The 25,279-nt window shown below is 53.1% G+C and carries 29 protein-coding genes; 8 read left to right on the top strand and 21 right to left on the bottom strand.

From position 1 onward, the window contains the following. Positions 1-41 precede the first annotated feature (41 nt). The 5 genes from cysK to HMPREF0494_RS02050 form a co-directional block, all read right to left on the bottom strand. On the bottom strand, positions 42-965 hold the full coding sequence (gene cysK, locus HMPREF0494_RS02030; RefSeq protein WP_007123250.1) for a cysteine synthase A: 924 nt from the start codon (positions 963-965) through the stop codon (positions 42-44). 5 nt (positions 966-970) lie between these two features. After that, a complete protein-coding gene (locus tag HMPREF0494_RS02035) occupies positions 971-1,798 on the bottom strand; it encodes a homoserine O-acetyltransferase/O-succinyltransferase family protein (RefSeq protein WP_007123251.1) in 828 nt (275 codons plus the stop codon). A 168-nt stretch (positions 1,799-1,966) separates the two neighbouring features. Further along, a complete protein-coding gene (locus HMPREF0494_RS02040; protein ID WP_007123252.1) occupies positions 1,967-2,506 on the bottom strand; it encodes a flavodoxin family protein in 540 nt (179 codons plus the stop codon). A 212-nt stretch (positions 2,507-2,718) separates the two neighbouring features. Continuing rightward, the gene (locus HMPREF0494_RS02045; protein ID WP_007123253.1) at positions 2,719-3,039 is read right to left on the bottom strand and encodes an ArsR/SmtB family transcription factor; all 321 of its coding nucleotides are present in this window, start codon (positions 3,037-3,039) and stop codon (positions 2,719-2,721) included. A 65-nt stretch (positions 3,040-3,104) separates the two neighbouring features. After that, the gene (locus HMPREF0494_RS02050) at positions 3,105-3,929 is read right to left on the bottom strand and encodes a glycosyltransferase family 8 protein (protein WP_007123254.1); all 825 of its coding nucleotides are present in this window, start codon (positions 3,927-3,929) and stop codon (positions 3,105-3,107) included. Between the two features lie 145 nt (positions 3,930-4,074). Between HMPREF0494_RS02050 and HMPREF0494_RS02055 the strand changes: the two genes are divergently transcribed. After that, positions 4,075-4,905 carry an Rpn family recombination-promoting nuclease/putative transposase gene (locus HMPREF0494_RS02055; protein ID WP_007123255.1) on the top strand — a complete coding sequence of 277 codons (831 nt, stop codon included), beginning with the start codon at positions 4,075-4,077 and terminating at the stop codon, positions 4,903-4,905. Positions 4,906-5,034: 129 nt separating this feature from the next. Here HMPREF0494_RS02055 and HMPREF0494_RS02060 read toward each other — a convergent pair whose 3' ends face one another. Both HMPREF0494_RS02060 and HMPREF0494_RS02065 read right to left on the bottom strand, forming a co-directional pair. After that, a complete protein-coding gene (locus tag HMPREF0494_RS02060) occupies positions 5,035-5,451 on the bottom strand; it encodes a cupin domain-containing protein (RefSeq protein ID WP_040458663.1) in 417 nt (138 codons plus the stop codon). A 96-nt stretch (positions 5,452-5,547) separates the two neighbouring features. Then, entirely contained in the window at positions 5,548-6,021 is a 474-nt protein-coding gene (locus HMPREF0494_RS02065) for a flavodoxin family protein (RefSeq protein WP_007123257.1), read from the bottom strand. Between the two features lie 55 nt (positions 6,022-6,076). Between HMPREF0494_RS02065 and HMPREF0494_RS02070 the strand changes: the two genes are divergently transcribed. After that, the gene (locus tag HMPREF0494_RS02070) at positions 6,077-6,985 is read left to right on the top strand and encodes a LysR family transcriptional regulator (RefSeq protein ID WP_007123258.1); all 909 of its coding nucleotides are present in this window, start codon (positions 6,077-6,079) and stop codon (positions 6,983-6,985) included. A 3-nt stretch (positions 6,986-6,988) separates the two neighbouring features. Here HMPREF0494_RS02070 and HMPREF0494_RS02075 read toward each other — a convergent pair whose 3' ends face one another. After that, positions 6,989-7,522 (bottom strand): GNAT family N-acetyltransferase, encoded by a 534-nt coding sequence (locus HMPREF0494_RS02075; RefSeq protein ID WP_007123259.1) that lies wholly within the window; start codon positions 7,520-7,522, stop codon positions 6,989-6,991. Positions 7,523-7,674: 152 nt separating this feature from the next. Here HMPREF0494_RS02075 and HMPREF0494_RS02080 point away from each other — a divergent pair, with 152 nt between their 5' ends. The 3 genes from HMPREF0494_RS02080 (at position 7,675) to HMPREF0494_RS02090 (ending at position 9,923) form a co-directional block, all read left to right on the top strand. Further along, a complete protein-coding gene (locus HMPREF0494_RS02080) occupies positions 7,675-8,526 on the top strand; it encodes an alpha/beta hydrolase (protein WP_050759636.1) in 852 nt (283 codons plus the stop codon). Positions 8,527-8,536: 10 nt separating this feature from the next. Further along, positions 8,537-9,181, top strand: coding sequence for an endonuclease III domain-containing protein (locus HMPREF0494_RS02085; protein WP_007123261.1), 645 nt, complete (start codon positions 8,537-8,539; stop codon positions 9,179-9,181). Positions 9,182-9,266: 85 nt separating this feature from the next. After that, complete coding sequence (locus HMPREF0494_RS02090; RefSeq protein WP_007123262.1) at positions 9,267-9,923, top strand: HD domain-containing protein; 657 nt, start codon at positions 9,267-9,269, stop codon at positions 9,921-9,923. A 54-nt stretch (positions 9,924-9,977) separates the two neighbouring features. On the opposite strand, the gene HMPREF0494_RS02095 is transcribed toward HMPREF0494_RS02090, so the two are convergent. Genes HMPREF0494_RS02095 through HMPREF0494_RS02105 form a run of 3 tightly spaced genes read right to left on the bottom strand, consistent with a single transcriptional unit; the run spans position 9,978 to position 11,939 of the window. Further along, positions 9,978-10,433, bottom strand: a complete 456-nt coding sequence (locus HMPREF0494_RS02095) for a DUF441 domain-containing protein (RefSeq protein ID WP_007123263.1) — start codon at positions 10,431-10,433, stop codon at positions 9,978-9,980. Positions 10,434-10,443: 10 nt separating this feature from the next. Further along, positions 10,444-11,058 (bottom strand): hypothetical protein, encoded by a 615-nt coding sequence (locus HMPREF0494_RS02100; protein ID WP_225430245.1) that lies wholly within the window; start codon positions 11,056-11,058, stop codon positions 10,444-10,446. Between the two features lie 5 nt (positions 11,059-11,063). Continuing rightward, positions 11,064-11,939 (bottom strand): DegV family protein, encoded by an 876-nt coding sequence (locus HMPREF0494_RS02105; RefSeq protein ID WP_040458664.1) that lies wholly within the window; start codon positions 11,937-11,939, stop codon positions 11,064-11,066. A gap of 203 nt (positions 11,940-12,142) precedes the next feature. Between HMPREF0494_RS02105 and HMPREF0494_RS02110 the strand changes: the two genes are divergently transcribed. Then, on the top strand, positions 12,143-13,819 hold the full coding sequence (locus tag HMPREF0494_RS02110) for an NFACT RNA binding domain-containing protein (protein WP_007123267.1): 1,677 nt from the start codon (positions 12,143-12,145) through the stop codon (positions 13,817-13,819). A gap of 376 nt (positions 13,820-14,195) precedes the next feature. On the opposite strand, the gene HMPREF0494_RS02115 is transcribed toward HMPREF0494_RS02110, so the two are convergent. The 6 genes from HMPREF0494_RS02115 to HMPREF0494_RS02140 all read right to left on the bottom strand — a co-directional run bounded on the left by HMPREF0494_RS02115 (position 14,196) and on the right by HMPREF0494_RS02140 (position 21,637). Beyond that, positions 14,196-15,968, bottom strand: a complete 1,773-nt coding sequence (locus HMPREF0494_RS02115) for an oleate hydratase (protein ID WP_007123268.1) — start codon at positions 15,966-15,968, stop codon at positions 14,196-14,198. Between the two features lie 251 nt (positions 15,969-16,219). Next, positions 16,220-18,724 carry a carbamoyl phosphate synthase preATP-grasp domain-containing protein gene (locus HMPREF0494_RS02120; protein ID WP_007123269.1) on the bottom strand — a complete coding sequence of 835 codons (2,505 nt, stop codon included), beginning with the start codon at positions 18,722-18,724 and terminating at the stop codon, positions 16,220-16,222. Continuing rightward, entirely contained in the window at positions 18,724-19,806 is a 1,083-nt protein-coding gene (locus tag HMPREF0494_RS02125) for a carbamoyl phosphate synthase small subunit (RefSeq protein ID WP_007123270.1), read from the bottom strand. The genes HMPREF0494_RS02120 and HMPREF0494_RS02125 overlap by 1 nt, the downstream gene beginning before the upstream one ends. A gap of 71 nt (positions 19,807-19,877) precedes the next feature. Next, positions 19,878-20,789 carry an RluA family pseudouridine synthase gene (locus tag HMPREF0494_RS02130; RefSeq protein WP_007123271.1) on the bottom strand — a complete coding sequence of 304 codons (912 nt, stop codon included), beginning with the start codon at positions 20,787-20,789 and terminating at the stop codon, positions 19,878-19,880. A gap of 3 nt (positions 20,790-20,792) precedes the next feature. Further along, positions 20,793-21,239 carry a signal peptidase II gene (gene lspA / locus HMPREF0494_RS02135; RefSeq protein WP_007123272.1) on the bottom strand — a complete coding sequence of 149 codons (447 nt, stop codon included), beginning with the start codon at positions 21,237-21,239 and terminating at the stop codon, positions 20,793-20,795. A 2-nt stretch (positions 21,240-21,241) separates the two neighbouring features. Next, positions 21,242-21,637, bottom strand: coding sequence for an EbsA family protein (locus HMPREF0494_RS02140; RefSeq protein WP_007123273.1), 396 nt, complete (start codon positions 21,635-21,637; stop codon positions 21,242-21,244). A gap of 38 nt (positions 21,638-21,675) precedes the next feature. Here HMPREF0494_RS02140 and HMPREF0494_RS02145 point away from each other — a divergent pair, with 38 nt between their 5' ends. Both HMPREF0494_RS02145 and HMPREF0494_RS02150 read left to right on the top strand, forming a co-directional pair. Beyond that, positions 21,676-22,065, top strand: coding sequence for a ribonuclease HI family protein (locus HMPREF0494_RS02145; RefSeq protein WP_007123274.1), 390 nt, complete (start codon positions 21,676-21,678; stop codon positions 22,063-22,065). A gap of 94 nt (positions 22,066-22,159) precedes the next feature. Next, positions 22,160-22,516, top strand: coding sequence for a lipopolysaccharide assembly protein LapA domain-containing protein (locus HMPREF0494_RS02150; protein WP_007123275.1), 357 nt, complete (start codon positions 22,160-22,162; stop codon positions 22,514-22,516). A 289-nt stretch (positions 22,517-22,805) separates the two neighbouring features. Here the strand turns inward: HMPREF0494_RS02150 and HMPREF0494_RS02155 are convergent, their stop codons facing one another. The 4 genes from HMPREF0494_RS02155 to HMPREF0494_RS11580 form a co-directional block, all read right to left on the bottom strand. Then, positions 22,806-23,939 (bottom strand): THUMP domain-containing class I SAM-dependent RNA methyltransferase, encoded by a 1,134-nt coding sequence (locus tag HMPREF0494_RS02155; protein WP_040458665.1) that lies wholly within the window; start codon positions 23,937-23,939, stop codon positions 22,806-22,808. A 66-nt stretch (positions 23,940-24,005) separates the two neighbouring features. Further along, entirely contained in the window at positions 24,006-24,824 is an 819-nt protein-coding gene (locus HMPREF0494_RS02160) for an aldo/keto reductase (protein WP_040458666.1), read from the bottom strand. A gap of 17 nt (positions 24,825-24,841) precedes the next feature. Then, positions 24,842-24,994 (bottom strand): hypothetical protein, encoded by a 153-nt coding sequence (locus HMPREF0494_RS11575; protein ID WP_007123278.1) that lies wholly within the window; start codon positions 24,992-24,994, stop codon positions 24,842-24,844. Then, positions 24,991-25,209 (bottom strand): hypothetical protein, encoded by a 219-nt coding sequence (locus HMPREF0494_RS11580; RefSeq protein ID WP_007123279.1) that lies wholly within the window; start codon positions 25,207-25,209, stop codon positions 24,991-24,993. The genes HMPREF0494_RS11575 and HMPREF0494_RS11580 overlap by 4 nt, the downstream gene beginning before the upstream one ends. Positions 25,210-25,279 lie beyond the last annotated feature (70 nt).

A 25,279-nucleotide genomic window follows, 5' to 3' on the forward strand; every position in this document is an offset into this window, starting at 1 on the left:
GGGTTTACTTCCACCCATCCAGGATTTTGCGTTGTTAATAATTAGTAGTCGAATAATTCGGTCGACAAGTAGCGGTCCCCGCCGTCTGGGGCAACGGTGATGACCTTCTTGCCCTTGCCGAGCTTCTTGGCTACCTCAATCGCGCCCCGAATATTGGCGCCCGCGGAAATCCCGACGAGGATTCCCTCCTGGTGACCAACCTGACGGGCCATGGCGATTGCATCGTCACTCTTAACTTCCAGGACTCCATCGTAAATGTCAGTGTCCAGTACTTCTGGGATAAAGCCGGCGCTGATTCCCTGAATCTTGTGCTTGCCACCCTTGCCCTCTTTTAGCAATGGCGACTCAGCCGGTTCCAGGGCGTATACCTGGGCCGCCGGGTTAGCACGCTTTAGTGCCCGGCCCACCCCGGTTAAGGTGCCACCGGTGCCGACCCCGGCCACAAAAGCGTCCGGAGTTTCGTCACCAAAGGCCGCCAAGATTTCCTGACCGGTTGCCTGCTCGTGAATCGCCGGGTTGGCGGGGTTCGCAAACTGCATCGGCATGAAGTAGCCCTTTTCCTTCACTAATTCTTCAGCCTTCGCAATCGCGCCCTTCATTCCGTCGGCCCCTGGTGTCAGGATCAGTTCTGCGCCGTAGCCCTGCATTAACTTCCGCCGTTCCACGCTCATCGTTTCTGGCATGGTAATCACCAGGTGGTAACCCTTCGCCGCGGCGACCATTGCCAGGCCCACCCCGGTGTTGCCCGAGGTTGGTTCAACAATCGTGCCGCCAGCTGACAGCTTCCCGGCTTTTTCCGCCGCTTCAATCATGGCCAGGGCGATCCGGTCCTTGATCGAGCCAGCAGGATTAAAAAATTCAAGTTTAACGTACACGTCAGCGGCATCCTCTGGAACCACCCGGTTTAACTTTACCACGGGAGTATTCCCGACTAGGTCAACGATTGAATTTACGATTTTCGTCATTGTAATTACTCCTTTACTAATTGACTAGCAGTGACATTTTCCGCAACCGACCGCAGCCAGTTGCCAAAGAAAGTTCGCTGGGTTCGCGCCCAGCTGAATTCCGGCCCCGTCATATGAAGCGGATCCCGGAAGTAGTTTTGCGGCTTCTTGTATTGGACGTCTGGGTGGGCATTGCGCTCCCGCTGGTACTCCTTTAGCAAGGCGTCCTGACCGTATTCCAGGTGTGAAAACAGGAAATACTGTTTCTGCTCCCGCGCCCGGAACGAAAACAGGCGCTGGTCCTTAGTAACCGCATTGATGACCAAGCGCGGATCCGCGGCAATCCTTGCAACGTCCATTTCTGCATAGCGGGCATGGGGCGCCAAGAAGCCATCTGGAAGCCCGGCCAGCAACGGATCTGGATAGCAACGGAAGTTGGGGAAGACCCCAAAGAGTTTCGCCGGCAACGGCCGTTTGGCAACCCCATAAAGGTAATTGGCCGCCGCCATTGCGCCCCAACAGATATATAGTTGGGGAACGTCCTGTTCAACCAAGCGGTCAATCAGCTGGTGAACTTCTTCCAGGTAGGTAATCTCTTCAAACGGCAGCTGCTCGACCGGCGCCCCAGTGATAATAAAGGCGTCGTAATCCGCCACGTCCTGCACATCTAAGGGCCGCGAAATCTGCTGCACCAGGTCGGGTACTGGTCGCCCGGTGTAGTGGCTCCGCGGGTAAAAGAATTCCAGCTCAACCTGGTACGGGCCATTTTGCAAAACCTTAGCAAACCGCTCCTGGGTGTCGACCTTATCGTGCATTAGGTTTAGAACCCCGATCCGCAACGAAGGCTGATTCATTAAATCACCTCACTTACAATTAATGCTATCGCTAATAAGCAAAATCAGCAGCAACAGCCAACCGTCAACTTCACAGCGAGTATCTCCTTACTAATCCCTTTGTGCTTATAAATAGTAAGGACATTTTATACTCAATCAGCGTCAAATGTCAACCAGGGTGCTCTGCGGCTAGGCAATTCCCTTCCCCAGGGTGTACGCCTCTTGAACGTGCTGGGCAAGTTTTTGCTCGTTCCATGAATCGGCCGCTAGGACACTCCCCACTGGCTGCCAGCGCATGTAATCCAGCAACTGCTTTAAGTACAGGTTGAGGGAAGCAAAGGCATCTTCCTGCCCGTAGCCGGAAACCAGTGTCACCGCCTGCTTGCCACCGTGCAATTCGTGATTATAACTGTAAAAGCGGTCGATAACGGCTTTCAACGCGGAATTGATCCCGTAGTAATAAAGCGAGCTGACTAACACCACGAGGTCAGCTTCCAGCAGCTTAGGCATGACTTCCCGCTTGATGATGTCGTCAGGCTCGACCTCAATTTCCTGTCCCGGATGATTATCTTCCAGCTGGATCAGTGAAAATTCGTCAATTCGTCGACCAGCGTCAAAGCGGTAAACCTCATTGCCCGCCCCAATGGCACCCTTGACAAAGGCGTCCGCCAATTGTTCTGAGGTTCCCGGGTGGTGGGGACTTCCGGTTAGCACCACAATTTTCTTCATAAAAACGTCACTCCTTTGGACTAAATTATCATTCGTTTGGATCTACATAACGGCCCTAGCGTTTCTTTCGCGGTGTGCCCCCGGTCAGGACCAGCAGCAGCGCCGCCAGCACAGCTAACGCCACAATTTGACTTGCCAGCATCATCCAACCTCCTTAGCATTTACATATCGCTATTTAACGATTTATACTCTTAAAAAGAAAAGAAGAACCACTACAATTCTTCTTTGATTAACGCACCCAGCTTTTGAATTGCCACCTCATTCCGACGGTAGAATGTCCACTTGCCATGACGTACCGCAATCAGTAGGTCCGCCTCCACCAGCAGATTGAGGTATGACGAAACCGTCGACTGGGCCAGCCCCGACTGGTTGACCAGGTCACTAACGCAGACCCCCCCATAATCTTTGATTTCCTCGCTAATGGGTACACAGGTGGGCACGTGAATCTCATTTTCCGGGTCCTTGAGCCAGCGTAAAATTTCCAGACGCGTCTTATTAGCCAGCGCCTTAAAGAGCTTTTCATTTAATTCCATGCTTACATTATATCGTTGTTTTCCGATATGTCAATAGGATTTACTGACAAAAAATTAGTAGTTTGTTAAGCCAGCAAGAACTTCTTAGCCATCTGGAAGTAGTTCTTATATAATGCCGTGAACTTCCCGTGGTTGACGTTCTCCAACCATGGTTTCTGCCGCCCGCAGTAATGAAGGAGAACGGTATTTTTCATGACCCAGTCCAAGGTGTCAACCCCCATGGAAATCGTTTCATAAATCCGCAGGTTCCGTACGTCAAAATTATACAGTTCATCCGGCACGGACTTAATGTGGTGGCCATAGAGGGCGTTGAGCACGTCCTGGTCCGGTAGCAGGAGAACATGGCTGCGAATGTAGTTAAAAATGTCGTTCGGCCGAACATGACTACGGATCTCGTCAAGGTTCATCAGCAGCACGCCCGAATTGTAGTAACCATCCGCGTCAAAATTTTGCAGGCGGATCTTATTGATGACCTCGGTGGCGTTGGTCAAATTGGTATGGATTGCCGAGGCATAGAGGTAGCCATTCAGGTCGGTGCTATACAGTGGTCGCAAGTCGTTAATGCAGAGGATGTCCGCGTCCAGGTAAAGGATGCGGTGCAGCTCCTGCGGCAAGTACAAGTGTGCCAAGAGCCGGTAGTATATGGTTAACGGGTAGCGGTCGGTCACCGGGGCATTCTGAAAAGCAGTATCCGGAATTGGCACCTCATGGTAGTGCATCCCCAGGCGCCGGCACCCGGCGGCTAATTGGGCCGAGTAATGAAAGTGGCCATTGGCGATGACGTAGACGTTAATTTCTTCGCCATCAAGACTTGAATTAAGCTTAATGGAGTACAGCGTTGTCAGCAGCTGCTGGTAAAAGCGGTCGTCAATTGAAAATAGTAAGTTCATGGGTAACAGAGTCTCCTGTTGCTAATAATTAACTTAATTATCGCGCAAGCAGGGATTTTTTGTCCAATCTTAACCCGGGAGATGCGTGCAAATTCCCCCTCCCCCCGTATATAACTAATAACGGACAAAAGGGGGTACCAAGATAATGACACGGGAGGAACAAATGCAATCGATTGCCGACAAGTGGGAACAGCTGACGATTGCCAATGACCAGATGTTTAGCATGGTGATGGAAAATGACGCAATTTGCCTAGAATTGCTCCGGCGGATTTTTCCGGAGCTAGTGATTGACCGCGTAGAACGAGCAACGGTTCAGAAACAAGTCAACGCACCACTGGATGCACGAACGGTTCGCTTCGACGTTTATATCCGGGACGATCAACGGCGGACGTACATTGTTGAAATGCAGGTTGCTAATCACGATAATTTACCCTACCGCCTCCGTTACTATTTAGAGCAGGCCGATCACAACATTTTGGGGCCGGGTGACAGCTATGCCAAGTTGAAGGATTATCCGACCTACGTAATCTTTTTCTGTGACTTTGATTATTACCAGCAGAGTCGGGCTGAATACCGTTTTGAATGGCGCTGTACCCAAGACCCACAGCTAACAGCTGGAACGGGCCAGCAACTAGTGGTTTTTAATGCCAAGGCGGCCAGCTTTCGTGATAATATAGGGTTAGCAGGATTCCTTCAGCTGATGCACAATCAGGTGCGGGCTGGAGACCATTTAGTCGAACAGATTACAAACGAAATGACGCGTATTAAACAGGATCCCGGAAGGCGGCGATTATTTATGAAGTATGAAATGGATTTGATGGATGCACGAAGCGAAGGAAAACACCAGGCAATCGAACAAGCTGCTAAAATGCTGATCAACCTTGGCATGAATGATGACCAGGTTATCCAGAATCTCTGCTCAGCCTACCGCCTTTCAAAAGATGAGGCTGTTCAACTCCTCGAAAGTACCAATTAAGAAAGTCACAAGCAAAAAACGACAGGAAATGGTTAAGATTACCAAATCCTGCCGTTTATTTTTACCGCCAGCTCCTACGTTAGAACATTAATATCCTTGCGGGACAGATGAGTTCCCTCCCACCTATTTTTATTTACCTAGCTGGTCGTAATATTCATCGTCAACCTTTTCCAGCCATTCACTAGTTCCCTTGGTAATCGCAATGTGGGAGAAACAGGAGTCCTTAGTGGCGCCATGCCAGTGCTTAACGCCTTCGTGAATTGCAACCACGTCACCGGGATGCAACTTCCGAGCGGGCTTGCCTTCTTCTTGGTACCAGCCCTCACCGGCAGTTACCAACAGAATTTGAAAGCCATCGTGGTGAATATGCCAGTCATTCCGGCATCCAGGTTCAAAGTTAACGTTGGCAACGTTAACGTCAATGTTGTCATCCGGTGCCACTAACCCGTTCAGGTAACTGTCACCGATAAAGTACTTCGCAAAGGCAACATTCTTTTCACCAAAGCCGAACAGGTCGTTCTTTACGGCCGCTTCATTTTTTGCCATTCCCATCGCTCCTTGAAGTTCATTACCGCTAGTTTAAGCTGAACTTCGCATAATGTAAAATACTCATTTTGACTGTGACTATATGCAAAAAGTGAATTATAATTTCCGCAGCCAGGACATCAAATTGGCCTGGTCGTAGTGTGGCCGGCCGTGGGTCAAGACGTGGTAACCGGGACAAAGCCGCAGCTTTCCCGCGTGCGCCTGCCAATCTTGCTCGTAGTTACCAAGCTCTGACCAGCCGGTGCTAAACGGTGCGACCTTGCCAGCAAAACCCTGCAACTGCTCAAGGGCCGCCAGTACCGGCGAAGAAAGCTGACCATCCCAGACCGGGCCGCCCACTAAAATCACGTCATAGTAGTTAAAGTCCGGCCACTGGTTAGCAAGCTTTGGCCACTGCCCCTGCCGTCGCTGCTGCCGGTAAACCCGATCGGTTTCCTTCATATCCGCGGGAAAATCGGTCGTAGGTTGAATCCGGAGAATATCAGCCCCCGTCAACTGGCGAATTTTGCTGGCTAGCCGCGCGGTGTTGCCAAACTGAGAATAATAAAGAATCAACGCTTCCTGCGCCATCTTGTGCACCCCTTAATGCTATAATAATCATATTAACTTTACCTGGAGGAAAGAAATGGATACGCGGGTCTTAAAATACTTTTTAACCGTTGCTCACACCAATAATATCACGAAAGCAGCGGAACAGTTGCACATCACCCAGCCGACCTTATCCCGGCAAATCATGGACCTAGAACACGAACTCGCGGTCCCGCTCTTTGACCGCCGGCAGCACCGGATGCAGTTGACCAAGGCTGGAATCCTGTTCCAACAACGTGCCGCCACTATGCTCCAGCTGCTCGACCAGACCAAAGACGAGCTTCACCAGCAGGACCGGGAGCTGGTGGGCACCGTTAGCCTCGGTTGCGCCGTTTCCTCCGCTTCGGCCACCCTAATGAAACTCGTCGTCCGTTTCCAGGCGGCCCACCCGGCAGTCCGCTTTAAGGTTTTCGACGGGGACGGCGATTTCCTGCGCCGTCAGGTCGATGAAGGAACCGCCGACCTGGCCTGCCTGCTGGAACCGGTTGAGGCGGCCAAGTACAACTACCTGGTGCTGCCGCAAAAGGAACAGTGGGGCGTCATTATGCGCAGCGATGATCCGCTGGCCAGCCGGGAACGGATTACCAAGGAGGACCTCTACAAGCTCCCCCTGATCCTGCCCAACCGCAATATTATCCGTGATGAAGTCAGCGACGTCCTCCAGCTGGACCAAAACAAGCTGAACGTCAAGATCACCCATAACCTGCCGAGCAACGTCCTTGAACTCATTCGGACCGGCCACTATTATACGGTTACCATCAAGGGAGTCACCACGGTCCTGCAGGCGCCCGACATCCGTTTTATTCCCTTCTGGCCGGCAAAGGAAACCGGTCACGTGTTGGTTTGGCGAAAAAATAACGTCCTCGCCCCCGCCGCCGAAAAGTTCCTTCAATTCGTGGCGACTGAAAGCAACAAAAAAAGCCCCCACCAGGGAGGGCCGCATTAATCGCTATTGATCTTCTGAATGGGTCAATTGGGCGTAAACGTACAGGACTTCATCCGGCCGGTAGTAGCCGTACACTTCGCCGACCTTCTTGAAGCCGTGCTTGGTAATCAAGTGCTGCATCACCTTGTTGTCGATGTGGGTATCAATCCGGATGGTTTCAATGTCTTTCCGGTGTTCCTTAATGTAGTCAATAACCGCAACAAAGAGCTTGGAAGCATAGCCATGGCCGGCGTGACTGGAGTGAATCGCAACCCGGTGGAGGACAACATACTTATCGGTGTCAATCAGCCAATTGCCCTTCATATTAGCGTAAGATTCATCCGGGCCATCAACAACGGCGATCGTACCGACCGTCATCCCATCCGCCGATTCCGCCAGGTATGCCCAGCCGTTCTCAATATCCTTTTTAACGACGTCCGGGTTCGGGTAATCACCCTGCCACTGATCAATTCCCTGTTCTGCCAGCTGGTTGCTGCCATCACGCAGGATCCCCATAATCTGGTCATAATCTTCCATCGTGGCCTTCTTAAGTTTCATCGTTATCCTTCCCTTCTAAATTTTAATTGTTAACCGTTTTTCAGAATCAACCTAAAAAACTTTATCACACTCTTCCGTTTTTGCCAACTAAAAATAAAAGCGGCCGGTTTTGATTAGCTTTTCTTCAGCCATCAATGCTATCATAGCACTAAATCAGTAAAGAAGGTTTTATTTTGTCCAAGATCAAACAGCTCGTCCTCTGCGTTTTCGTTGCTAGCCTGGTCGTTATTCTAACTGGTCAGCCGACCAAGGCCAGTCAGCAATACCTCCAGTCGACCACCCCGACAATCTTTTTTCACGGCTATAACAGTGGTGCCCACGCTGAAAAATACATGGTTAACGGCATTAAGAACGCCGGCGTCAGCAAGACGGTGGTCACCGCGGAAGTCGCCGCGAACGGCAAAGTCACACTCGAGGGACGGATCCCCAAGGGCGCAGTTAACCCACTGGTGATGGTCAACTTTGCCAACAGCCGCAACACCGACTACCCCCTGCAGGGCCAGTGGGTCAAAAACGTCATCGTTAAGCTGCAGGACCAGTACCACATTAAGCAGATTAACATCGAGGCCCATTCCATGGGTAACATGGCCGTCATGTACTACCTGCTGGAAAATGCCCAAAATAAGCAGCTGCCGCAGCTGCAAAAGTTTCTTGCCATGGCCGGAACCTTTGATGGGGCCATCGGCTGGAACGAACCGGCCAATCTCACCGTCAATCAGAAAACCGGTAAGCCGTCAGCCGAAAACGACGCCTTTAAGAAGCTCCTGCCCCTCCGCCAGACCTTCCCGCGCCAAGTCAGGGTGCTTAACGTCTACGGTGACGTTGGTGGCGGCAATGATAGCCAGGTCAGCAATCAGTCCTGTCAAACCCTTCGCTACCTGGTAAACGGCCGGGCCAAATCCTACCGCGAAGTTAAGGTTACCGGAAAAAACGCTTCCCACGAGCTTCTCCACCACAATCCACGGGTCAACCAGCTCCTGATCGACTTCTTCTGGGCGAAGTAAGGCGGACGCCATGGAATTAACCCTGGAGAAACTCTACCAGAAAATGCACCGGGAGATGGGAACGTCCGGGTGGTGGCCGGCGGACTCAAAGACGGAAATCATCATCGGCGCCATCATGATTCAAAATACTAACTGGCGAAACGCCGCTCGGGCCGTGGCCAATTTTCGGCAGGTCACACAGTTTGTCCCGGGCAAGATCGTCCAGTTGCCCCGCGAACAAGTCCAAGAGTTAACCCGGCCCGCTGGGTTTTACCGTAGCAAGTCGCGGGCGGTTGGAGCGGTCTTTGCCTGGCTTCGTCAGTTCGACTTTGACTACCAGCGAATTGCGGCCACACATGGCGCGCAGTTGCGTGACCAGCTGTTGACCCTGCACGGGGTCGGCGATGAAACGGCTGACGTGCTGCTGACCTACGTCTTCGATACCCCGACTTTTATCAGCGATAAGTACGCGCGAACCCTGTTTAGCCGGTTGGGGATTACGGGACTGACCGACTACCATTCCCTCGCCAGGCGCTACCGGCTTAGCCCCTACTTTAACCTTGCCCGTGCCCAGGACTTTCACGGCTTAATTGACGAATTTGGCAAACAATACCTACGCTCGCGGGACGCCTTTCAAACAAGCTTTCTTGCTGGCGATCGGTTGAAGCTAGTCTAGCCGCCGGGCGATATGGGTCTGCTTGCGTCACCGGCTAAAATTAGTTACCCTTAGAATATTATTAAAAAAGGAGCAATAATCTGGAATGACTCACGAACAACAAATTGCGGCTGTCAAACGCTACACGGTTGAAAAACTGGGTGAAGACAGCACCGGCCACGGGATGGACCACATCAACCGGGTCGTTAAAATGGCCAAGAAGATTGCCATCGGGGAGGGAATTGACCCCTTCGTCCCGGTTGCCGCGGCCTACCTGCACGATACGATTGATGAGAAGCTGGTCGCAAACGTCGACGAAGCGAAGGAGGAGCTGTGGACCTACCTGGAGCAACATGATTTCGATGCCGCTGACATCGTCACCATCATGGACGTGATCGCTAACATTTCCTTTGCCCACACCCTCGATGACCAGCCGATCCGCCTGACTAAAATTGGCGAAATCGTGCGCGATGCCGACTGGCTGGACGCAATTGGGGTGATTGGCATTATCCGGGCCGTCTACTACGGCGGCGCCCACCATGAAAAAATTTACGACCCGCTGGTCAAGCCGCGGGAAAACATGACCCATGAAGAATACCGCAACTTGGACGACGAAACGATTATTAACCATTTCCACGAAAAGATTCTCAAGCTTGCCGACATGATGCAAACGTCGACCGCTAAGCAGATTGCCCGACACCGCCAACAAGTTCTGGAAGACTTTTTGGACGAATTTTACGGCGAGTGGAACAACGAGTGCTAACAAACAAAACCGCCAATTAACATTCAGCAAACGAATGTTAGTTGGCGGTTTGTGTTAAAAATGCAGGTTAAGCAGCGTGACGATGCAGTAGGTCATCCCGCTGGCAATCACCGGTCCCGCGGCCACACCCTTGAAGACCACGACCCCAATGATGGTTCCCAAGACAAGGGCGACCGTTACCTGCGGCACCGCTGCCAGCTGGTTAATCCCGTACTTGGATAAAATCGCCACAGCAATCCCGGCCACGATTGCGATCCAGCCAGCCGGGGTCCGAAAGGCCTTAAACAGGTCATTAAAGGTAATTTGACCGGTTGCAATCGGAATCAGGATGGCAACGGAAATTACCGTGACCCCCCAATTAATCCCCTTGTTTTGGATTACCGGCAGCCACTTGGTGGTCAGTGGCAGGAGTTTGAGCACCATTACCACGACGCTGGCAATAATCAGCGAGGTATTCTTGCCAAAAATCGCAATCGCCAGCACCAGTGCTAAGAACAGCCAACTTTCCATTGTTTCTTCCTCACTTCTGTTTACGTTTATCTTTATGGCTAAGGTCGATTTCAACCGGACCCCGCGGTGAATCTGCAGAATCACCACTTGGCGGTTCAGGCGGTAAAAGCTGCCGCCCCAGCCACCGCCACCCGGCGGCTAACGGTCCCACCAGGACGGCGAATAGCAAGGCGGTTAGCACCCCCGGCAGCCAGGCCAGCCGAACAAAAATCAGCCAGCCCGCACCGGTAACTGCCCCCATTACGGCCACCTGAACCAGGTTCAGCCCGAATTCAGTTATTCCAGCAACGATTCCCAGCCAGATCAACTGCTGGTGGGTCAACCGCCTCGTGAGCGGCAGGCGCCAGCCAATTACCCAGCCGATTAACAGGACCAGCAGGAGGTAGTTAAGCACTAATAGCCAATCCGCGCTACCCAGCAAGAGCAGAGCCAGGCCGCCAATCAGCGCCGTAGCCACCCCGCTTACGGTTCCCAGGCCAACCGCCACTGACGCCGCTACCAGACCGGCAAGCGGGGCAATTAGGACCGTGGTGGGCGCGACCGTCCGCCAGCTATTGATGCCGACCAACAACATTAATACAACCGCGAGAATAATTATCCCCGCGGTCCGTAATCTTTTCTTCATTTCCATTAGAGCGGCTTCTTTGACGTATCCTGCAACCACGCCAGGGCCAACGCACCCTGACCAAGGTGGGTCCCAATCACCGGACCAAAGTAGCCCAGAGTAAAGTCAATCTCGGGGTGGTCTGCTTGCAACTTATCCAGCCACTTTTGCCCCGCCTCTGGCGCATTGGCGTGAATCACCATCCCACGAACCGGGTAATCAACCGCCGCAATCTTTTCATTAAAAATTTGCTCACAGCGGAGCTTAGCTTTTTTCATCGACCGCACCTTCTCAAAGGCTTCAATTGAGTGGTTCGGGTTGTCAAACGACAGTAAGGGCTTAATTTTTAAAATTGAGCCGACAAACGCCGACGCGTTCGACAGCCGGCCGCCCCGCATCAGGTTTTGCAGGTCGTCAACCACGAACAGGTCGCCGACCGTGTCGCTTAATTTGCGCAGGCGCACGGTAATTTCGTCCGGTTCCGAATATTCTTTGACCAGCTTTGCGGCTTCCAAGACAATGTAGTGCATCGGCTGGGAGGTGATGTGGCAGTCAAACGGAATAATCTTGATCATGTCAGCCATTTCTTCGGCAATCTGCGCAACGTTATTCAAAAAGCCGGAAATCGATCCCGTCAAGAAAATACTGATGGCGGCATCGTAGCCGTCAGCGGCCAACTGCCGGTATAGTTCCATCATTTCGCCGATTGACGGCTGGGACGTGCTGGGGAATGAACTAGACGCTTTCAACAGCTTGTAGAAGTCATCGGTTGAAATATCAACCCCTTCCCGAAAATTTTGCCCATCGATGGAAAAGGGAATGGGGACCACGTGAATATCGTTTTTCGCCGCCTCTTCAGGAGTGATGTTGGCGGTGCTGTCAGTCACAACAGCAATTTTCATCTTCTCTTCCTCCAAGTCGTTATAAAATTTGAATAATTGCAAAATTAAATATTAATAATATAAGAAGCATACCACAAGAATGCTGATAAACCAAACAATTCTTCTTGGCTGATAAAGCTTCCAGCTTGTGTCTTTTTCGGAAAAAACGGTATAATAATAACCGCATTTAACCTGTTCGAATAAAATAAAAAGGAGTAATTACCATGTCCTTCGACGGCTTTTTCACCCATGCAATCGTGCATGAATTAAATTCTACATTAAAGACCGGCCGTGTTGCCCGGATTAGCCAGCCCTACCCGGCCGAACTGATTATCACAATTCGCGCACAGCGCCACAACTACGCCCTCCTGCTCTCCGCCAACCCGACCTACCCGCGGGTTCAGGTCACCGAAGTACCGTTTACCAACCCCGCGGTCCCGACCAACTTCACGATGACCATGCGCAAGTACCTCGACGGAGCAATTTTAGAAGGGGTTGAGCAGGTGGGCAACGACCGTATCATCCGGCTGACCTTCAACACCAGGGACGAACTGGGTGACAGTCAGCGTCTGCTCCTAATCAGTGAAATTATGGCCCGCCATAGCAATATTTCCCTGGTCAATGAAAAAACGGGCAAGATCATTGACACCGTTAAACACGTCGGCGCCGACCAAAACCGGGTCCGCCTCTTATTGCCGGGGGCGACCTTTATCATGCCGCCGAAGCAGGACAAGGCGGACCCCTACCTGCCGAACCAGATTTATAGCGACCTGGTACGCCAATACCAGGAGCCGGCAGAACTCGCCAAGCAGCTGCAAGCCCACTATGAGGGCCTCGGCCACGATACCGCCCGCGACCTGGCCGACCGCCTCCTCGCCAGTGACCACCTGCCGACAACCTACCAGCAGTTTATCCAACACTTTGATCAGCCCGACCCGGTAATCATCGATGACCGCAAGAAGGACTTCATGGCCTTTCCACCGTTAAACGCGGCGGGTGAGCTGCAGCACTTCACGACCCTCTCCGCCCTGCTCGACAGCTACTACCAGCAAAAGGCGCAGCAGGACCGCTCAAAGGAGCTTGCCGGCCAGGTCCTTAAGGTCATTAAAAACGAGCTGAAAAAGGACCGCCGCAAGGTTAAAAAGCTTAACCAGCAGTTGGCGGACGCCAGCCAGGCTGACCAATACCGAATCCGTGGGGAAATCCTAACCACCTACCTGGGCAAACTAACCCCGGGAATGGACGCCATCACCCTGCCCAACTTCTACGATGATAATAAGCCGTTGAAAATCAGCCTCTCGCCAGAATTGTCCCCTTCGCGGAACGCCCAGAAGTACTTTACCAAGTACGATAAGCTGAAGGCCTCCGTTGCCCACGTCAATGAGCAATTGAAGCTCGCCAATGCGGAAATTGAGTATTTTGAGAACATCCAAAACCAAATTGAGCTGGCCTCCCCGGCAGACATTCAGGAAATCCGGCTGGAACTGCAACAGGAGGGCTACATTAAACGGAAGCATAAGGGGAAGAAGCAGCGGAAAGTCCGGGCCAGCAAGCCGGAGCAGTTCCACACCAGCGATGGCACTGTCGTACTAGTCGGCAAGAACAACCTGCAAAATGACCGGCTGAGCTTCAAGACCGCCAACAAAAACGAAATCTGGCTGCACGTTAAGGACATTCCGGGTTCCCACGTGGTCATCCGTGATACTAACCCGAGCGACGAAACGATTTTAGAGGCAGCCCAGCTCGCCGCCTACTTCTCCAAGGGCCGCGATTCAGATAACGTACCAGTTGACTACCTCCCCGCCAAGCGGCTCCGCAAACCCAACGGGGCTAAACCAGGCTTCGTAACGTTCACGGGACAAAAGACGCTCCGGGTAACGCCGAAGAAGCTAACTAACTAATAATTATTAGACCGCTAGGCAATTTTGCTTAGTGGTTTTTTATTTATAAGGTGGTTGGGGGCGATTTAGTTAAAGTAAATAATATCTGATAAGTCGTTTGTGAATCAAAAAGGCCCTAACCTTAATTCGGCTAGTGCCCCACTACTTGCCCCTTAGTATTACACTAAGAGTAAACCTGCTTAACTACTAACAATACAGCTGTTTCTAGGACAAATGACGAAATCAATAATAAGCTTTCCATTCTACCGATGCGCTCCTTTAATTTAGTAATCGCTTTCATTTTCTAGTATAGCACTTCTCTGCTATTTTCTTGCAGTCATTAAAAATGGGCCCCGGAGCGCCGACTAAATAAAGCCGGTTCCAGGACCCTGATTGCTTAGAGCAAGTGTTGTTCTTTCATTAACTCACCAATCCAGTTCTTCTTGATTTTATTCAGCAGTGGTTTTTTAATCATTTTCGGGATCGGCAAGTCAATGTCTTCAAGCGGTTTTTGGTCGTTCATGTAGTACATCGCCCGCATCAGTTCGCGGAGATCGTAAATCGAGTTAAAGACCTCTGGTACACCGCGGTCAACATTTAGGAGTGAGTAGACCGCCTCCATTGCGGTCCGCACAGAATATTCGGTTGTGAAGACCGTATCACGGGTCGGCGATTCGGCAAAGTTGCCAATAAAGGCAAGGTTGGCCGACCCTTTAGGAACAACCGCCGGACGGTCGCCCTTCACCCGGGGCATGAAGTAGCTGGTCACAAACGGCATGTAGACCGGAACGGTGTTAATCGAGTCCTCCTTTGCGAGACCATCAATTAGCGCTTCCGGCACGCCGAGGTGGTAGAGCCACTCCTTCGTGATTTCTTCCCCGGTACAATCAACGATCCGCTTTTTAACGTAGTTTCCCTCGGTGTCCGAGTAGAGGCCGTAAATCCAGACAATCGTTTCATTTGCCTTTTGGTTCTTAAAGTGGGGCTGCCGGTGAATCGTCCAGCTCAGCATCCAGTTAGAGTCGGTTACCGTAATGATTCCACCGGTATTAACCTTTCCGTCGTGGAGGTCCCGCTTGGTCAGCCGTTCAATGTATGGCTCAACCTGGGGGTTCTTAACGGTTGCGGTTGCCGAAACAAACCAGCTGCGGTTCGGAATATTCTTGCAGAAAACGTCCGGGCGGCCGAATGCCGGGGACTGTTTGGCGAGGTTCTCCCATAGCTTCCAGCTGCCGCCAAGGGCCCGGGTTGGCTGCGCAACCTGGTGGTGGCTGCCATAATTAGAGCTTTCGGTAATCGAACCATTGGTAACAAAGACAAGGTCATCATCGCTGAGGTCAATCGTTTTATCCTTGCCGCCCTGCTTTAGAATGATCTGCTTAGCGTGCTTTTCCCCATTTTTGGTGTCAACCAGGACATTTTGCACCTGGGTGTCGTATTCAAAGTTGACGCCGTGATCTTTAAGGTAAGCGAGGAGTGGCTTCGTCATTGATTCATATTGGTTGTACTTATTAAACTTGAGGGCGGTAAAGTCAGGCAGGCCATCAATATGGTGGATAAAGCGCATCGCGTACCGGCGCATTTCAGCCAATGAGTGCCACTTTTCAAAGGCAAACATGGTTGACCAGTAAATCCAGAAATTACTTTCAAAGAATTCATCAGAGAAGTAGTCGCCAATTGTTTGCGCGCCCAGCTGGTCTTCAGGAGTAAGAATTAATTTCATCAGTTCCTTTGCTGACTTGCCAAGAAGGTACTTGCCGTCCGTCGGCACCTCATTCCCCCGCTTGTAGGTTAGCCGGCAATTGGAGCTATTCGGGTCATCCTTATCCAGCCAGTAGTATTCATCAAGGTATGACGCACCGGGCACCTCCAGCGACGGAATTGACCGGTACATATCCCACATACATTCAAAGTGGTTTTCCATTTCACGGCCACCACGGGTTACAAAGCCTACGTCTGGCCGATCTTGGCCGTCTAGCGAGCCGCCAGCAATCGGCAGTTCCTCCAAAATGTGGATGTTTTTGCCGGGCACCTGCGCATCCCGAATTAAGAAGACGGCTGCGGATAATCCGGCAAGTCCGGCACCAACAATATACGCCTGCTTATTATCCACCCCTGCCGGTTTCCGTGGTCGGGCAAATGCTTCATAGTTTCCGTTCGAGTAATACATAAGAAAGTCTCCTTCCGTTTGCTAAACCGCCAGCTCTTACAACTCTATTATAGCGCTTCCAGCCGGTTAATAACATCGCTAACCACTTAAACCTGACAGTATAAAAGGAGGCTGGGAATTAACTCAGCCTCCTTGCTACTTTAACGCTAGTAATGCAACAGCGCAGTAGCTGGCTGCGCGTCGACGGAGGTGGGACAACGAACTAGACAAGCTAGCTCTGTCCCACTCTCTTTAAGCGCTCGCCAACCCGTTTACTCAAGGAAGTGGATCTGCGCGCCAATAATCTTATTTGCCGTTGGTTGCCCGCCAGCCACGTGGAGGGCCTTAAAGGGAAAACTCGGCTGGTACAGTGCGGTACCCGCCGTTTCTTCCCGCTTCAGGAAGTCATTTATCTGGTCGGCATTTACCTGGCCGGTTACGATCCGGGTAAAGAGCGCCGTCAAATCTAGCCGGAGCGCCTTAGAAAGGAAGGCCAGCTCGGTCAGTGGAACCTCCTGGACCCGGCGTTTAACGTAGTTATCCGATGCCAGCTGTTCAAAGATTACCTGGTACAGTCCCGGACGCTCCTCCTTCAGCACATCGGTGAGACCGCGCTCGGTCAGCTCCTGGTTGTACGGACCATTGACTGCCGCTGGGTACTGGACCACCGTCGACCCTAAGTCAGCATGGTCCTGGTCGTGGATGTTGCTAGTCGCACCCAGCGGGTAAGCATACTTGCCATCATACAGGAAGTTGTAGCTTACCAGCCGCTGGTCGGGATTAATCAGCTGCGACCGGCTCGTGTCAGGGATCACGACTACCCGCCCACTGATTTCGCTCTTCCCCAGCGCGGTTAGCAATTCGGTGTAGCTGGCAGGGACAAAGAGGAAGCGCGGCTGTTCAATTCGGATGATCTGAAGAATATTCTCCGCCGTCGCCGGCTCAAGGTAGCGCTTATCCGCCAGCGGGTAGCTCAGGTTCACCGAACCGGGATTGGAATTTACCACAATCGTGTGAAAACCGTCCACGTGCAGCTGGCGCATCATCATCGCCACGAAGTAGTCACCGGCATTGCTCAGGCCCAGCCGCAGACCACCGGTACCAACGACCAACGCACTGGGCTGGGCCGTCTTCCGAACCTCGTTTTCGTCCTCAAAGGCGGCATAAAAACTGTGGGTATGTTGGGTGAATTCGCCCCCCGACGGCTCAATTTCTTTGTACTTGGCCATCAGCTGGTGGTCCTCCGCCATTCGGTAGACCTGCTCCGGACTGGTAGCCCAGAGGTGGGCAATCAGCTGGTTGCTCAGGCCATAATACTTTGCTTCCGCCAGCATCGGCTCCTTTTGGCGGTGCACGATGACGTCCTCAATCAGCAGGCGCATCCGGTTAATCTGGTCAAAGTAAAAGGGATCGATCTTAGTCATTTCGGTTAATTCCTCGACGGAGTAGCCGCGCCGCATTGCCTCAATCAGAGTAAATAGACGCCCCGCCTCGGGATGAACCAGCTTCACCACCAGCTCGTCGTCAGACAGCTTCTCCTGCTCGTGCAACCGAGTGTCAGTGGACTGGCGGTGGGTGGCCTCAATCGCCTTGAAAACGGCCTCAATCGGGCTCCTGCCCACGCCAAAGACCGTTCCAACCGACTTCTTTTCGGTCGCCAGCTGGCGGTCGGCCTCGGGAAGCTCATGGAAGCCCCAGAGCGGAACCCGCGCTGCAATGTGGTCCATCGTCGGTTCCACCAGTGCAGCGTGGTGAATATAATCCGCGCCCAGGTCGATGTCCCGCAGCAAGCGACCCGCGTAAAGCTGCGCACAAACCTTGGCAACCGGGTACCCGGTCGACTGGGCAACAAAGGAGGTCATCCGGTCAAAGTAGGGACTGTTTTTAATGACGTAAAAGCGGTCGTTAGCGGGGTTTAACGCAAATTGAACGTGGTTGACCCCCACGATCCGCAGCTTGCGCGTGATGGCAAAGGCCGTATCCCGCATATCTTGAATCTGCCGGTCCAAGAGCGTCTGCGGTGGGTTAAACGCAACCGAGTCACCAGCATGAATCCCGATCGGGTCCATATCCTCAACCATCGCCAGCATCATCATTGTCCCGGACTGGTCGCGCTGCACGACGACCTCAATTTCCTTATAGCCGGCCAGACTCTGTTGGACCAGGACCTGTTCTGCCCGTGACTGTTTGAGGCAGTTTTGCACGGCCGCCGCTAGTTCCCGCCGGTCATGGACAATTCGCCGGGTACTGTTGCTCTTAGGCAGCACCGACCGGATGATGACCGGATAGCCGAGCTGGTTAGCCTCCCGCAAAGCGTCCTGGTAATTATTGACGGTCGCAATCGACTTCATCGGCGCGTCCATCGAATGGAGGGTGCGGCTGAGCAGGACGGGATTGTTAATCTGGTGAATCGTCGCCTCCGGAGTGCCCAGGAGCCGGATTCCCTTCTCCCGCAGGACCCCCTTATCCATCAACCGCTGCGTCAGTTCAAAAGCCCGCCGGTTGCCCAGGGTCGGCAAAATGGCGTGCGGCTTGTAGCGGTTAATCACTGCTAATAGGTTCTCAACCGTGAGGGCCTCAATGCAGGAGTGGTCGATCACGTCATGACTTTCCAAGCTGACAGAAAAGGGGTTGTCATCGACGAAGATCGTGTGAATCCCCATCTTGGTAAACTCGGTCGCAATCTGAAAGGTAGCCGCGTCAACTTCATCCCCATGTTGAATGTCGTTGGCCCCCGCTCCAATAATCAGGACCGAGTGGACATCACTATTATTCATCAGCGCTGGGCCTCCTTTCGGTTCATCACGTCGATAAATTCGTCAAACAATGCGTTGGTTTCATCAGGCCCCGGTGCCCCATCCGGGAAGAACTGGACGGAAAATGCCGGGTATTCCCGGTGGCGGAGGCCCTGAATACTATTATCCAGCATATCGACGTAGGTAACGAAGAGCTTGGTCCGGTCAACGGTTGTTGGATCAACCTGGTAGCCCCCGCCCTGGGTCGCGTAAACGATGTGGTCGGTAATGACCTCCCGCAGCGGGTGGTTCATGCCGTGGTGCTCGACCGGCTGCCGGTTGACCTTGGCACCATTGGCCATTGCAAAGAGCTCGTGTCCTAGGCCGATGGCAAATAGCGGGACCCGTGCTTCCACTTCGCGAATCGTCGCCAAAATCGAACTTTTGAGCCGGTTCGGGTCGCCAGGGCCAGTCGACAGCACGACCCCATCTGGATCCAGGCGCAGGATCTCATCCGTCGTCGCCGTGTATGGCAGGACGGTGACGTTGCATTTCCGCCGGCTCAGCTGCCGCAGAACCCCGTTCTTGAGGCCGAAGTCAATCACGACTACGCTCTTGCCCACACCGGGATTGGGATAGGGCTTGGGCGTTGCTACCTGGGCGACCTGCTGACTGGTGAGCACGGTCGCGTGCAGCTGGTCAAAGGCGTGATCATCCGGGACCGGCACGATACTCCCCTTCAGCGGCTTTTGCGCAGCCCGTAGCTTATGGACAATCGCCCGGGTATCGACGTTAGTGATTCCCGGGATGTTCATCTGCTTTAGGTACTGGTCCAGCGTCAGCCGCCGGACATTATTCGTGGCGACATTGGAGAGGGACCGGACGACGACCCCCTTAATCGTCGGCACGATCGTTTCGTAAATATTCCGTTGAATCCCGGTACTACCAATGTTAGGCTGGGTAAACACCAGCAGCTGGTTATTATAAATCTGGTTGGTAATAATTTCCTGGTAACCGGTCATGCTGGTGTTGAAGACAACCTCACCAAACGTGACCGCAGGGGCGCCGAAGCCTTCGCCGGCAAAAACCGTGCCATCTTCAAAAATCAGGTAGCGTGCTGCCATTGAATGTCCCTCCCTATGATTACTTGCTCATTAATTCACTCACATTATTATAAACGAATTTTGCCTAGCTGTTAATTAGAATCCGTCTTTTTCAGCTTATCCACCATCTGCTGGAAGTAGTCCGGCAACGGGACCGTAAAGACTAGCTCCTGCCCGGTCCGCGGGTGTTTAAAACCTAATAAACGGGCGTGCAGGTACTGTCCCCGGCCCGGCAGGGTTTTCCGGGGGCCGTAGAGCGGGTCGCCAGCCAGCGGGTGGCCAATTGACTTCATGTGCACCCGAATCTGGTGGGTCCGCCCCGTCTCCAGCCGGCAGGACACCAGGGTATAGTGACGGAAGCGTTCCAGCACTTTGAAGTGAGTGACCGCGTGCCGGCCATCACTGACGATCGCCTGTTTTTTCCGGTCCTTTTTTGACCGGCCAATCGGTGCGTCAACCGTCCCCGCGTCCTGCTTAATCACCCCGTGGACCAGGGCGACATACTCCCGCTGGTTGGTTTTTGCCTTGAGCTGGGCCGCCAGCGAACGGTGGGCCAGGTCGTTTTTGGCTACCATCAGCAGGCCGGAAGTGTCCTTATCAATGCGGTGAACAATCCCCGGCCGAAATTCCCCGTTAATGGTCGAAAGCGGGCAGTGGTACAGCAGGGCGTTGACCAGGGTGTGGTCCGGGTGCCCCGGCGCCGGATGCACGACCATCCCCTGTGGCTTATTAACGACGATGACGTCATCATCCTCGTACACAATGTCAAGGGGGATCTTTTCCGGAACCAGGTCGATTTTCTGGGGCGCCTCGGGTTTAATCACGACCTGGTCCCCTACGGCCAGCTTGGCTTTGGCCTTAACCGCCTCGCCATTGACCTGGACATTGCCGTCCGCAATCCACTTTTGGAGCTGGGAACGGGAAAACTGGCGAAAATGGTGGGCGAGCGCCTTGTCCACCCGCCCGGTCAGCGTGTCATCAACCGTTAGCTTGAACGTATCCATCTATTATTCTTCCTCTCGAATCACAATCAGCAGTAGCCAGAAGACCCCGACCGTTAAGCAGCAGTCGGCAACGTTAAAGACCGGGAAATTGACGAAGAGCAGCTCAAACATATCAACCACATAGCCATTCTGCAGGCGGTCAATAAAGTTCCCTACCGTCCCGGCAATGATCAGGCTGATTGGAACCAGCAGGCGCGACTGCCGGCGCCAGCGCCAGGCAAAATACAATTCGGCCAGCAAGGCGATTACGGTGATGACCGTAAAGAACCACTGCTGCCCCGCCAGAATACTCCAAGCGGCCCCGTCATTATGCAGGTTGGTCAGCGCAACGAGCCGGCCAATAAACGGCTGACTAGCACCCAGTGCAATGTGGGCAACCACCCAGTGTTTGACCAGCTGGTCGGCAGTGACCAGGATAGCTGTTAACAGCAAAGCTCCAATGATCGGCACGGCTAATTCTCCTTTTCCTGTTGTTTGATAAGCACCCGCAGGCGGCGAACCGCCTTATTACTGAAGGTAAAGTTCAAAACCTCGCCGTTAACTGTCATTGTAACGGTATGTTTAGTAAAATGGGGTTGGCGAATATCTGCCAGGGGGATCACCAGGTAGTCCTTCTGCAGGAGCCGGCTAAAGGTCAGCTTGGTCGGCGTAACCAGCACGGTCCGCCGTTTGATCTCCAAAAAGGTCAACAGCGCAAAGAGGGCAAAGAAAAGTGCCGTCAGCCACTGAAAATGAGTAATTTCCAACCAGACTACCAGACCGGCAATAAACAGCAAAAAGGTCCACGACCAGCTGATAATGGCCCCGGTCAAGTCGGGCTGATAAAAATAGCGGGTTTCTTCTTCCATCGTGTAATTAAGTTCCTTTCAATCTGAGGTGATTTTAAATGATTAAAATATACACTGACGCGGCGACACGGGGCAATCCCGGTCCGACCGGAATCGGGGCCCTGGTGCTTGCTGACCATCAGCAGTTCCAGCTGACGTCAACGGTTGCTAACTGTGACAACCACCAGGGTGAATTTGCGGCTGCCGAGTTTGGCTTCCGCTACCTTCGCCGGCATTTTCCAGCCGCGCAAACAATCCTATTCTACACTGACAGCCGCTTGCTCAGTGACGCCATTGGCAAAAATTATACAAAACATTACCAAAGCGAGCTGGACCGGCTCAATGCCCTGCTCGATTACTTCCCGACCGTGGTGACCCAGTGGATTCCAGACGCCCAAAATCAGGGCGCCCACCACTTAGCAAACCAGGCCCTGCAATCAGCAGGATGAACTCCTCCAGTATAACAAAAAGCCGTGCTGGTGTCCCGAGTAGTTCCCCGTCAAATACTTCTATAATATATAAACGCAAAAGGAGACATTTCAAATGAAAAAACAGTCGACCACAATTTTTTCAATTATCCTCTTAATCATCATCGCCATCTTTGCGATTACCAATACGGCCCCCGTGGAGGTCAACCTGCTCTTCACCCGCTTCCAGAGCCCGCTGATTTTGCTGATCCTCGCCTGCCTTCTTTTGGGGGCATTGATTATTTACCTCTTTTCCCTTTCCAATCACCTGAAGCAGGGCAAAGAGTTAAAAACGCTCCGGTCCAGTAAAGCAGATCCACAAAAAATCGCCCAGCTAGAAAAGCGGGTGCAAGAATTGCTAAAGGAAAATGCCGCGCTCAAGTCCGCTAACGCTAATTTGAGCAAAGATCAGCAGAAGTCCCCGGCCAATTAAAATCCGGCCAAGTGAGCTGATTAACGGCAGCAGACTAGCCACCGTTGCTCCCATCAGCCAGCCCTGTGGGGAATCCCGTCGACGTGAAGCTAGTCTATAGCGAGCACAAATAGAGGCCTAGGGTTCGTTTTACCGAGCTTTAGGCCTCATTCATGTACCGCGTCATTCTTAGTAATAGTATTTTAGTCAAAGACGACCTGCTGAGGAGTTTACAACTCAGCGGGCCGTCTTTTAAAACACTTAGCGCCGGGCGAAGCTAATCCCTCGCCCGGCGCCGTTTATTCATGTTTTATCTCTTCTTTTTGCCCCAGTACTGAAAGAGGTCGGTCCGTAATGCACCGTTGTACAGCTTCCGCCGCTTCGTCGCCGGAGCCCCGTAGTATTTCTCGAACTCCAAATCAGCGGTCAGAATATACTTACTCCAGGTTGTCATTGGCCGGTAGATGTCCCCCATCTGCCGGTACAGCTCGTGAACCGCCTCGTGGTCGGAGAGCCGCTCCCCGTATGGCGGGTTAGCGACAATGACCCCGTTAACTTTCTCCGTGTGCCAATCCTTAACCGCCAGCTGTTTGAAGCTAATATCATGGGTCAGTCCAGCCGCCCGGCAGTTCTCTTGGGCAATCTCAATCATGTTCTGGTCAATATCGTAGCCATGGATATCCAGCTCAACGTCGTAGTCAGCCTGGGCATCAGCCTCGTCGCGAACCTCGTCGCTGAGGCCCGCCGACGTCAAGTTTGTCCACTGCTCACAGGCAAAGCTCCGGTTGATCCCGGGCGCAATGTTGTGACCAATCAAGGCCGCCTCAATCGGGATCGTCCCCGAACCGCAGACCGGGTCAACAAACGGGTTATCGGTAAACCAGTGGGCCAAAAGCACCAGGGCCGCGGCCATGTTTTCCTTTAATGGCGCGCCCCCTTTATTCCGCCGGTAACCCCGCTTAAACAGGCTATCCCCCGTAGTATCCAGGGTTAGCATAACCTGGTCCTTGTTAATCGCTACTTCCAGCGGGTACAGGGCACCGGTTTCCGGCAGGCGGGTCCGCCGGTGGTAAACTTCGCTTAGCCGCTGGACAATCGCCTTTTTGACGATTGCCTGGACACTGGGCACATTGTGGAGCTGGGAGTGGTGACTCCGCCCCTCCACTGGGAACTCAGCGTCAACCGGCAGGAGGTCTTCCCACGGCAGGGCCTTCGTCTGTTCAAACAAGTCGTCAAAGGTCCGCGCGGTAAACTCGCCAACAATAATTTTGACCCGGTCGGCCGTCCGCAGCCACAGGTTGCTGGTCAGGACATCCTTCATATCACCGTCGTACCGCACCCGGCCATTTTCAACCCGGGTTTCGTAGCCCAGCCGGCGGAGTTCCTTCCCCACCAGGGCCTCGATCCCGGCGGCCGCCGTCGCCATTAACTGATATTTTTGCAAAAGTATCCGCTCCTCTTCGTCGAAACTTCTGATACCATTGTACCCGATTCCCGGCGAAAGCCAAAGCTAATATTGGTCCTCCTGCATCGCTGCCGGCCAGCCATCAATCGACTGACGCGCGTCGAGGCCCTCCAGTGTCCGAACGTCGGCCGGTTCCAGGGCAAAATCGGCAATAGCAAAGTTGTCAGCCATGTGCTGACGGTTGAGGGTCTTCGGGATGACCACAATTCCCTCCTGGATCAAGAAGCGCAGGGTTACCTGGGCCGGTGTCTTGTGGTAGCGCTGGGCAACCTTAACCAGTACCGGGTTATCGAGGAAGCCCGGCTGGCCCTCGCCGAGCGGGGCGTAAGATTCGTGAACCATCCCCCGGCTAGTCAGGTAGGCGTGCATTCGCTTCTGCTGCCAGTTGAGGTGGGTCTCAATCTGGTCCAGGGCCGGCATCACCGTCGCCCCGTCGATAATTGCCTGGACCTGGCGGGCGTTAAAGTTGCTCAAGCCCAGTGCCCGCACCTTGCCATCCCGGTAGGCGTCTTCCAGGGCCCGGTAGGTTTCCGCATCGTTTCCGGTCGGCCAGTGAATAATCACCAGGTCGAAGTAGTCGTGGTTAAACCGGCGCAGCGATTCATCTAGTCCCCGCTTGGTTTCTGCATAACCGCTCGTCTGGACCTTGGTCGTGACAAAAACCTGGTCGCGCGGCAAGCCGCTTTCCGTCAGCGCTTCGCCAACTTCAGCCTCGTTGCCATAATACTGGGCCGTGTCAATTAACCGGTAGCCGGTGCGCAACGCCTGCAAAACGTTGGCCGTCGTCATGGCCGGAACGGTCCGGTACGTCCCGTAGCCGATCATCGGCATAAAAATACCGTTATTTAGCTCTACTGTTTCCATTTTAAAAGCCTCCAAGTTTATTCCCAATATTCTTCATACTTACGAGAAGCAGCCGTACTTGCGTCAGCAGGCGCCGCTGCTGGGGCTTGCTCTGAACCGGCCGCGGCGGTCACTGGTTCTTTGACCGCCTGGTAAGTCAACCGGCCACCCCCCTGGTAGTCGATCGTCACCTGCTTGCCGGAGAAAACCACTCCTCAGCAAACTCCACGTAAAATTTCAGGCCGTCCTGGCTGACGGTAAAGACCGGCTGGTCCGGGCGCTGAACCCGGTAATTGATTGTAAACTGGCCGGCTTGCCGCTCCGCCCAGAGGGCAACTTGGCTGCCGCTGCTGATTCCCGTTTGCTGGAGCCACTTGCTGGCCCGGTTGGTGACCACTAATTTCATCACGTCCACTTCCTTTCACTATAAAAATAACATAATCAAAAAAAGAAGGCTGGGATAAACACCTCGCCTT

It is taken from the genome of Limosilactobacillus antri DSM 16041 (genome assembly GCF_000160835.1).
Classification (GTDB): Bacteria; Bacillota; Bacilli; order Lactobacillales; family Lactobacillaceae; genus Limosilactobacillus; species Limosilactobacillus antri.

Coding starts and splice junctions, on each gene's coding strand:
- cysK (WP_007123250.1), bottom strand. CDS start 965: ATGACGAAAATCGTAAATTCAATCGTTGACCTAGTCGGGAATACTCCC.
- HMPREF0494_RS02035 (WP_007123251.1), bottom strand. CDS start 1,798: ATGAATCAGCCTTCGTTGCGGATCGGGGTTCTAAACCTAATGCACGAT.
- HMPREF0494_RS02040 (WP_007123252.1), bottom strand. CDS start 2,506: ATGAAGAAAATTGTGGTGCTAACCGGAAGTCCCCACCACCCGGGAACC.
- HMPREF0494_RS02045 (WP_007123253.1), bottom strand. CDS start 3,039: ATGGAATTAAATGAAAAGCTCTTTAAGGCGCTGGCTAATAAGACGCGT.
- HMPREF0494_RS02050 (WP_007123254.1), bottom strand. CDS start 3,929: ATGAACTTACTATTTTCAATTGACGACCGCTTTTACCAGCAGCTGCTG.
- HMPREF0494_RS02055 (WP_007123255.1), top strand. CDS start 4,075: ATGACACGGGAGGAACAAATGCAATCGATTGCCGACAAGTGGGAACAG.
- HMPREF0494_RS02060 (WP_040458663.1), bottom strand. CDS start 5,451: ATGGCAAAAAATGAAGCGGCCGTAAAGAACGACCTGTTCGGCTTTGGT.
- HMPREF0494_RS02065 (WP_007123257.1), bottom strand. CDS start 6,021: ATGGCGCAGGAAGCGTTGATTCTTTATTATTCTCAGTTTGGCAACACC.
- HMPREF0494_RS02070 (WP_007123258.1), top strand. CDS start 6,077: ATGGATACGCGGGTCTTAAAATACTTTTTAACCGTTGCTCACACCAAT.
- HMPREF0494_RS02075 (WP_007123259.1), bottom strand. CDS start 7,522: ATGAAACTTAAGAAGGCCACGATGGAAGATTATGACCAGATTATGGGG.
- HMPREF0494_RS02085 (WP_007123261.1), top strand. CDS start 8,537: ATGGAATTAACCCTGGAGAAACTCTACCAGAAAATGCACCGGGAGATG.
- HMPREF0494_RS02090 (WP_007123262.1), top strand. CDS start 9,267: ATGACTCACGAACAACAAATTGCGGCTGTCAAACGCTACACGGTTGAA.
- HMPREF0494_RS02095 (WP_007123263.1), bottom strand. CDS start 10,433: ATGGAAAGTTGGCTGTTCTTAGCACTGGTGCTGGCGATTGCGATTTTT.
- HMPREF0494_RS02100 (WP_225430245.1), bottom strand. CDS start 11,058: ATGAAGAAAAGATTACGGACCGCGGGGATAATTATTCTCGCGGTTGTA.
- HMPREF0494_RS02105 (WP_040458664.1), bottom strand. CDS start 11,939: ATGAAAATTGCTGTTGTGACTGACAGCACCGCCAACATCACTCCTGAA.
- HMPREF0494_RS02110 (WP_007123267.1), top strand. CDS start 12,143: ATGTCCTTCGACGGCTTTTTCACCCATGCAATCGTGCATGAATTAAAT.
- HMPREF0494_RS02115 (WP_007123268.1), bottom strand. CDS start 15,968: ATGTATTACTCGAACGGAAACTATGAAGCATTTGCCCGACCACGGAAA.
- HMPREF0494_RS02120 (WP_007123269.1), bottom strand. CDS start 18,724: ATGAATAATAGTGATGTCCACTCGGTCCTGATTATTGGAGCGGGGGCC.
- HMPREF0494_RS02125 (WP_007123270.1), bottom strand. CDS start 19,806: ATGGCAGCACGCTACCTGATTTTTGAAGATGGCACGGTTTTTGCCGGC.
- HMPREF0494_RS02130 (WP_007123271.1), bottom strand. CDS start 20,789: ATGGATACGTTCAAGCTAACGGTTGATGACACGCTGACCGGGCGGGTG.
- HMPREF0494_RS02140 (WP_007123273.1), bottom strand. CDS start 21,637: ATGGAAGAAGAAACCCGCTATTTTTATCAGCCCGACTTGACCGGGGCC.
- HMPREF0494_RS02145 (WP_007123274.1), top strand. CDS start 21,676: ATGATTAAAATATACACTGACGCGGCGACACGGGGCAATCCCGGTCCG.
- HMPREF0494_RS02150 (WP_007123275.1), top strand. CDS start 22,160: ATGAAAAAACAGTCGACCACAATTTTTTCAATTATCCTCTTAATCATC.
- HMPREF0494_RS02160 (WP_040458666.1), bottom strand. CDS start 24,824: ATGGAAACAGTAGAGCTAAATAACGGTATTTTTATGCCGATGATCGGC.
- HMPREF0494_RS11580 (WP_007123279.1), bottom strand. CDS start 25,209: ATGAAATTAGTGGTCACCAACCGGGCCAGCAAGTGGCTCCAGCAAACG.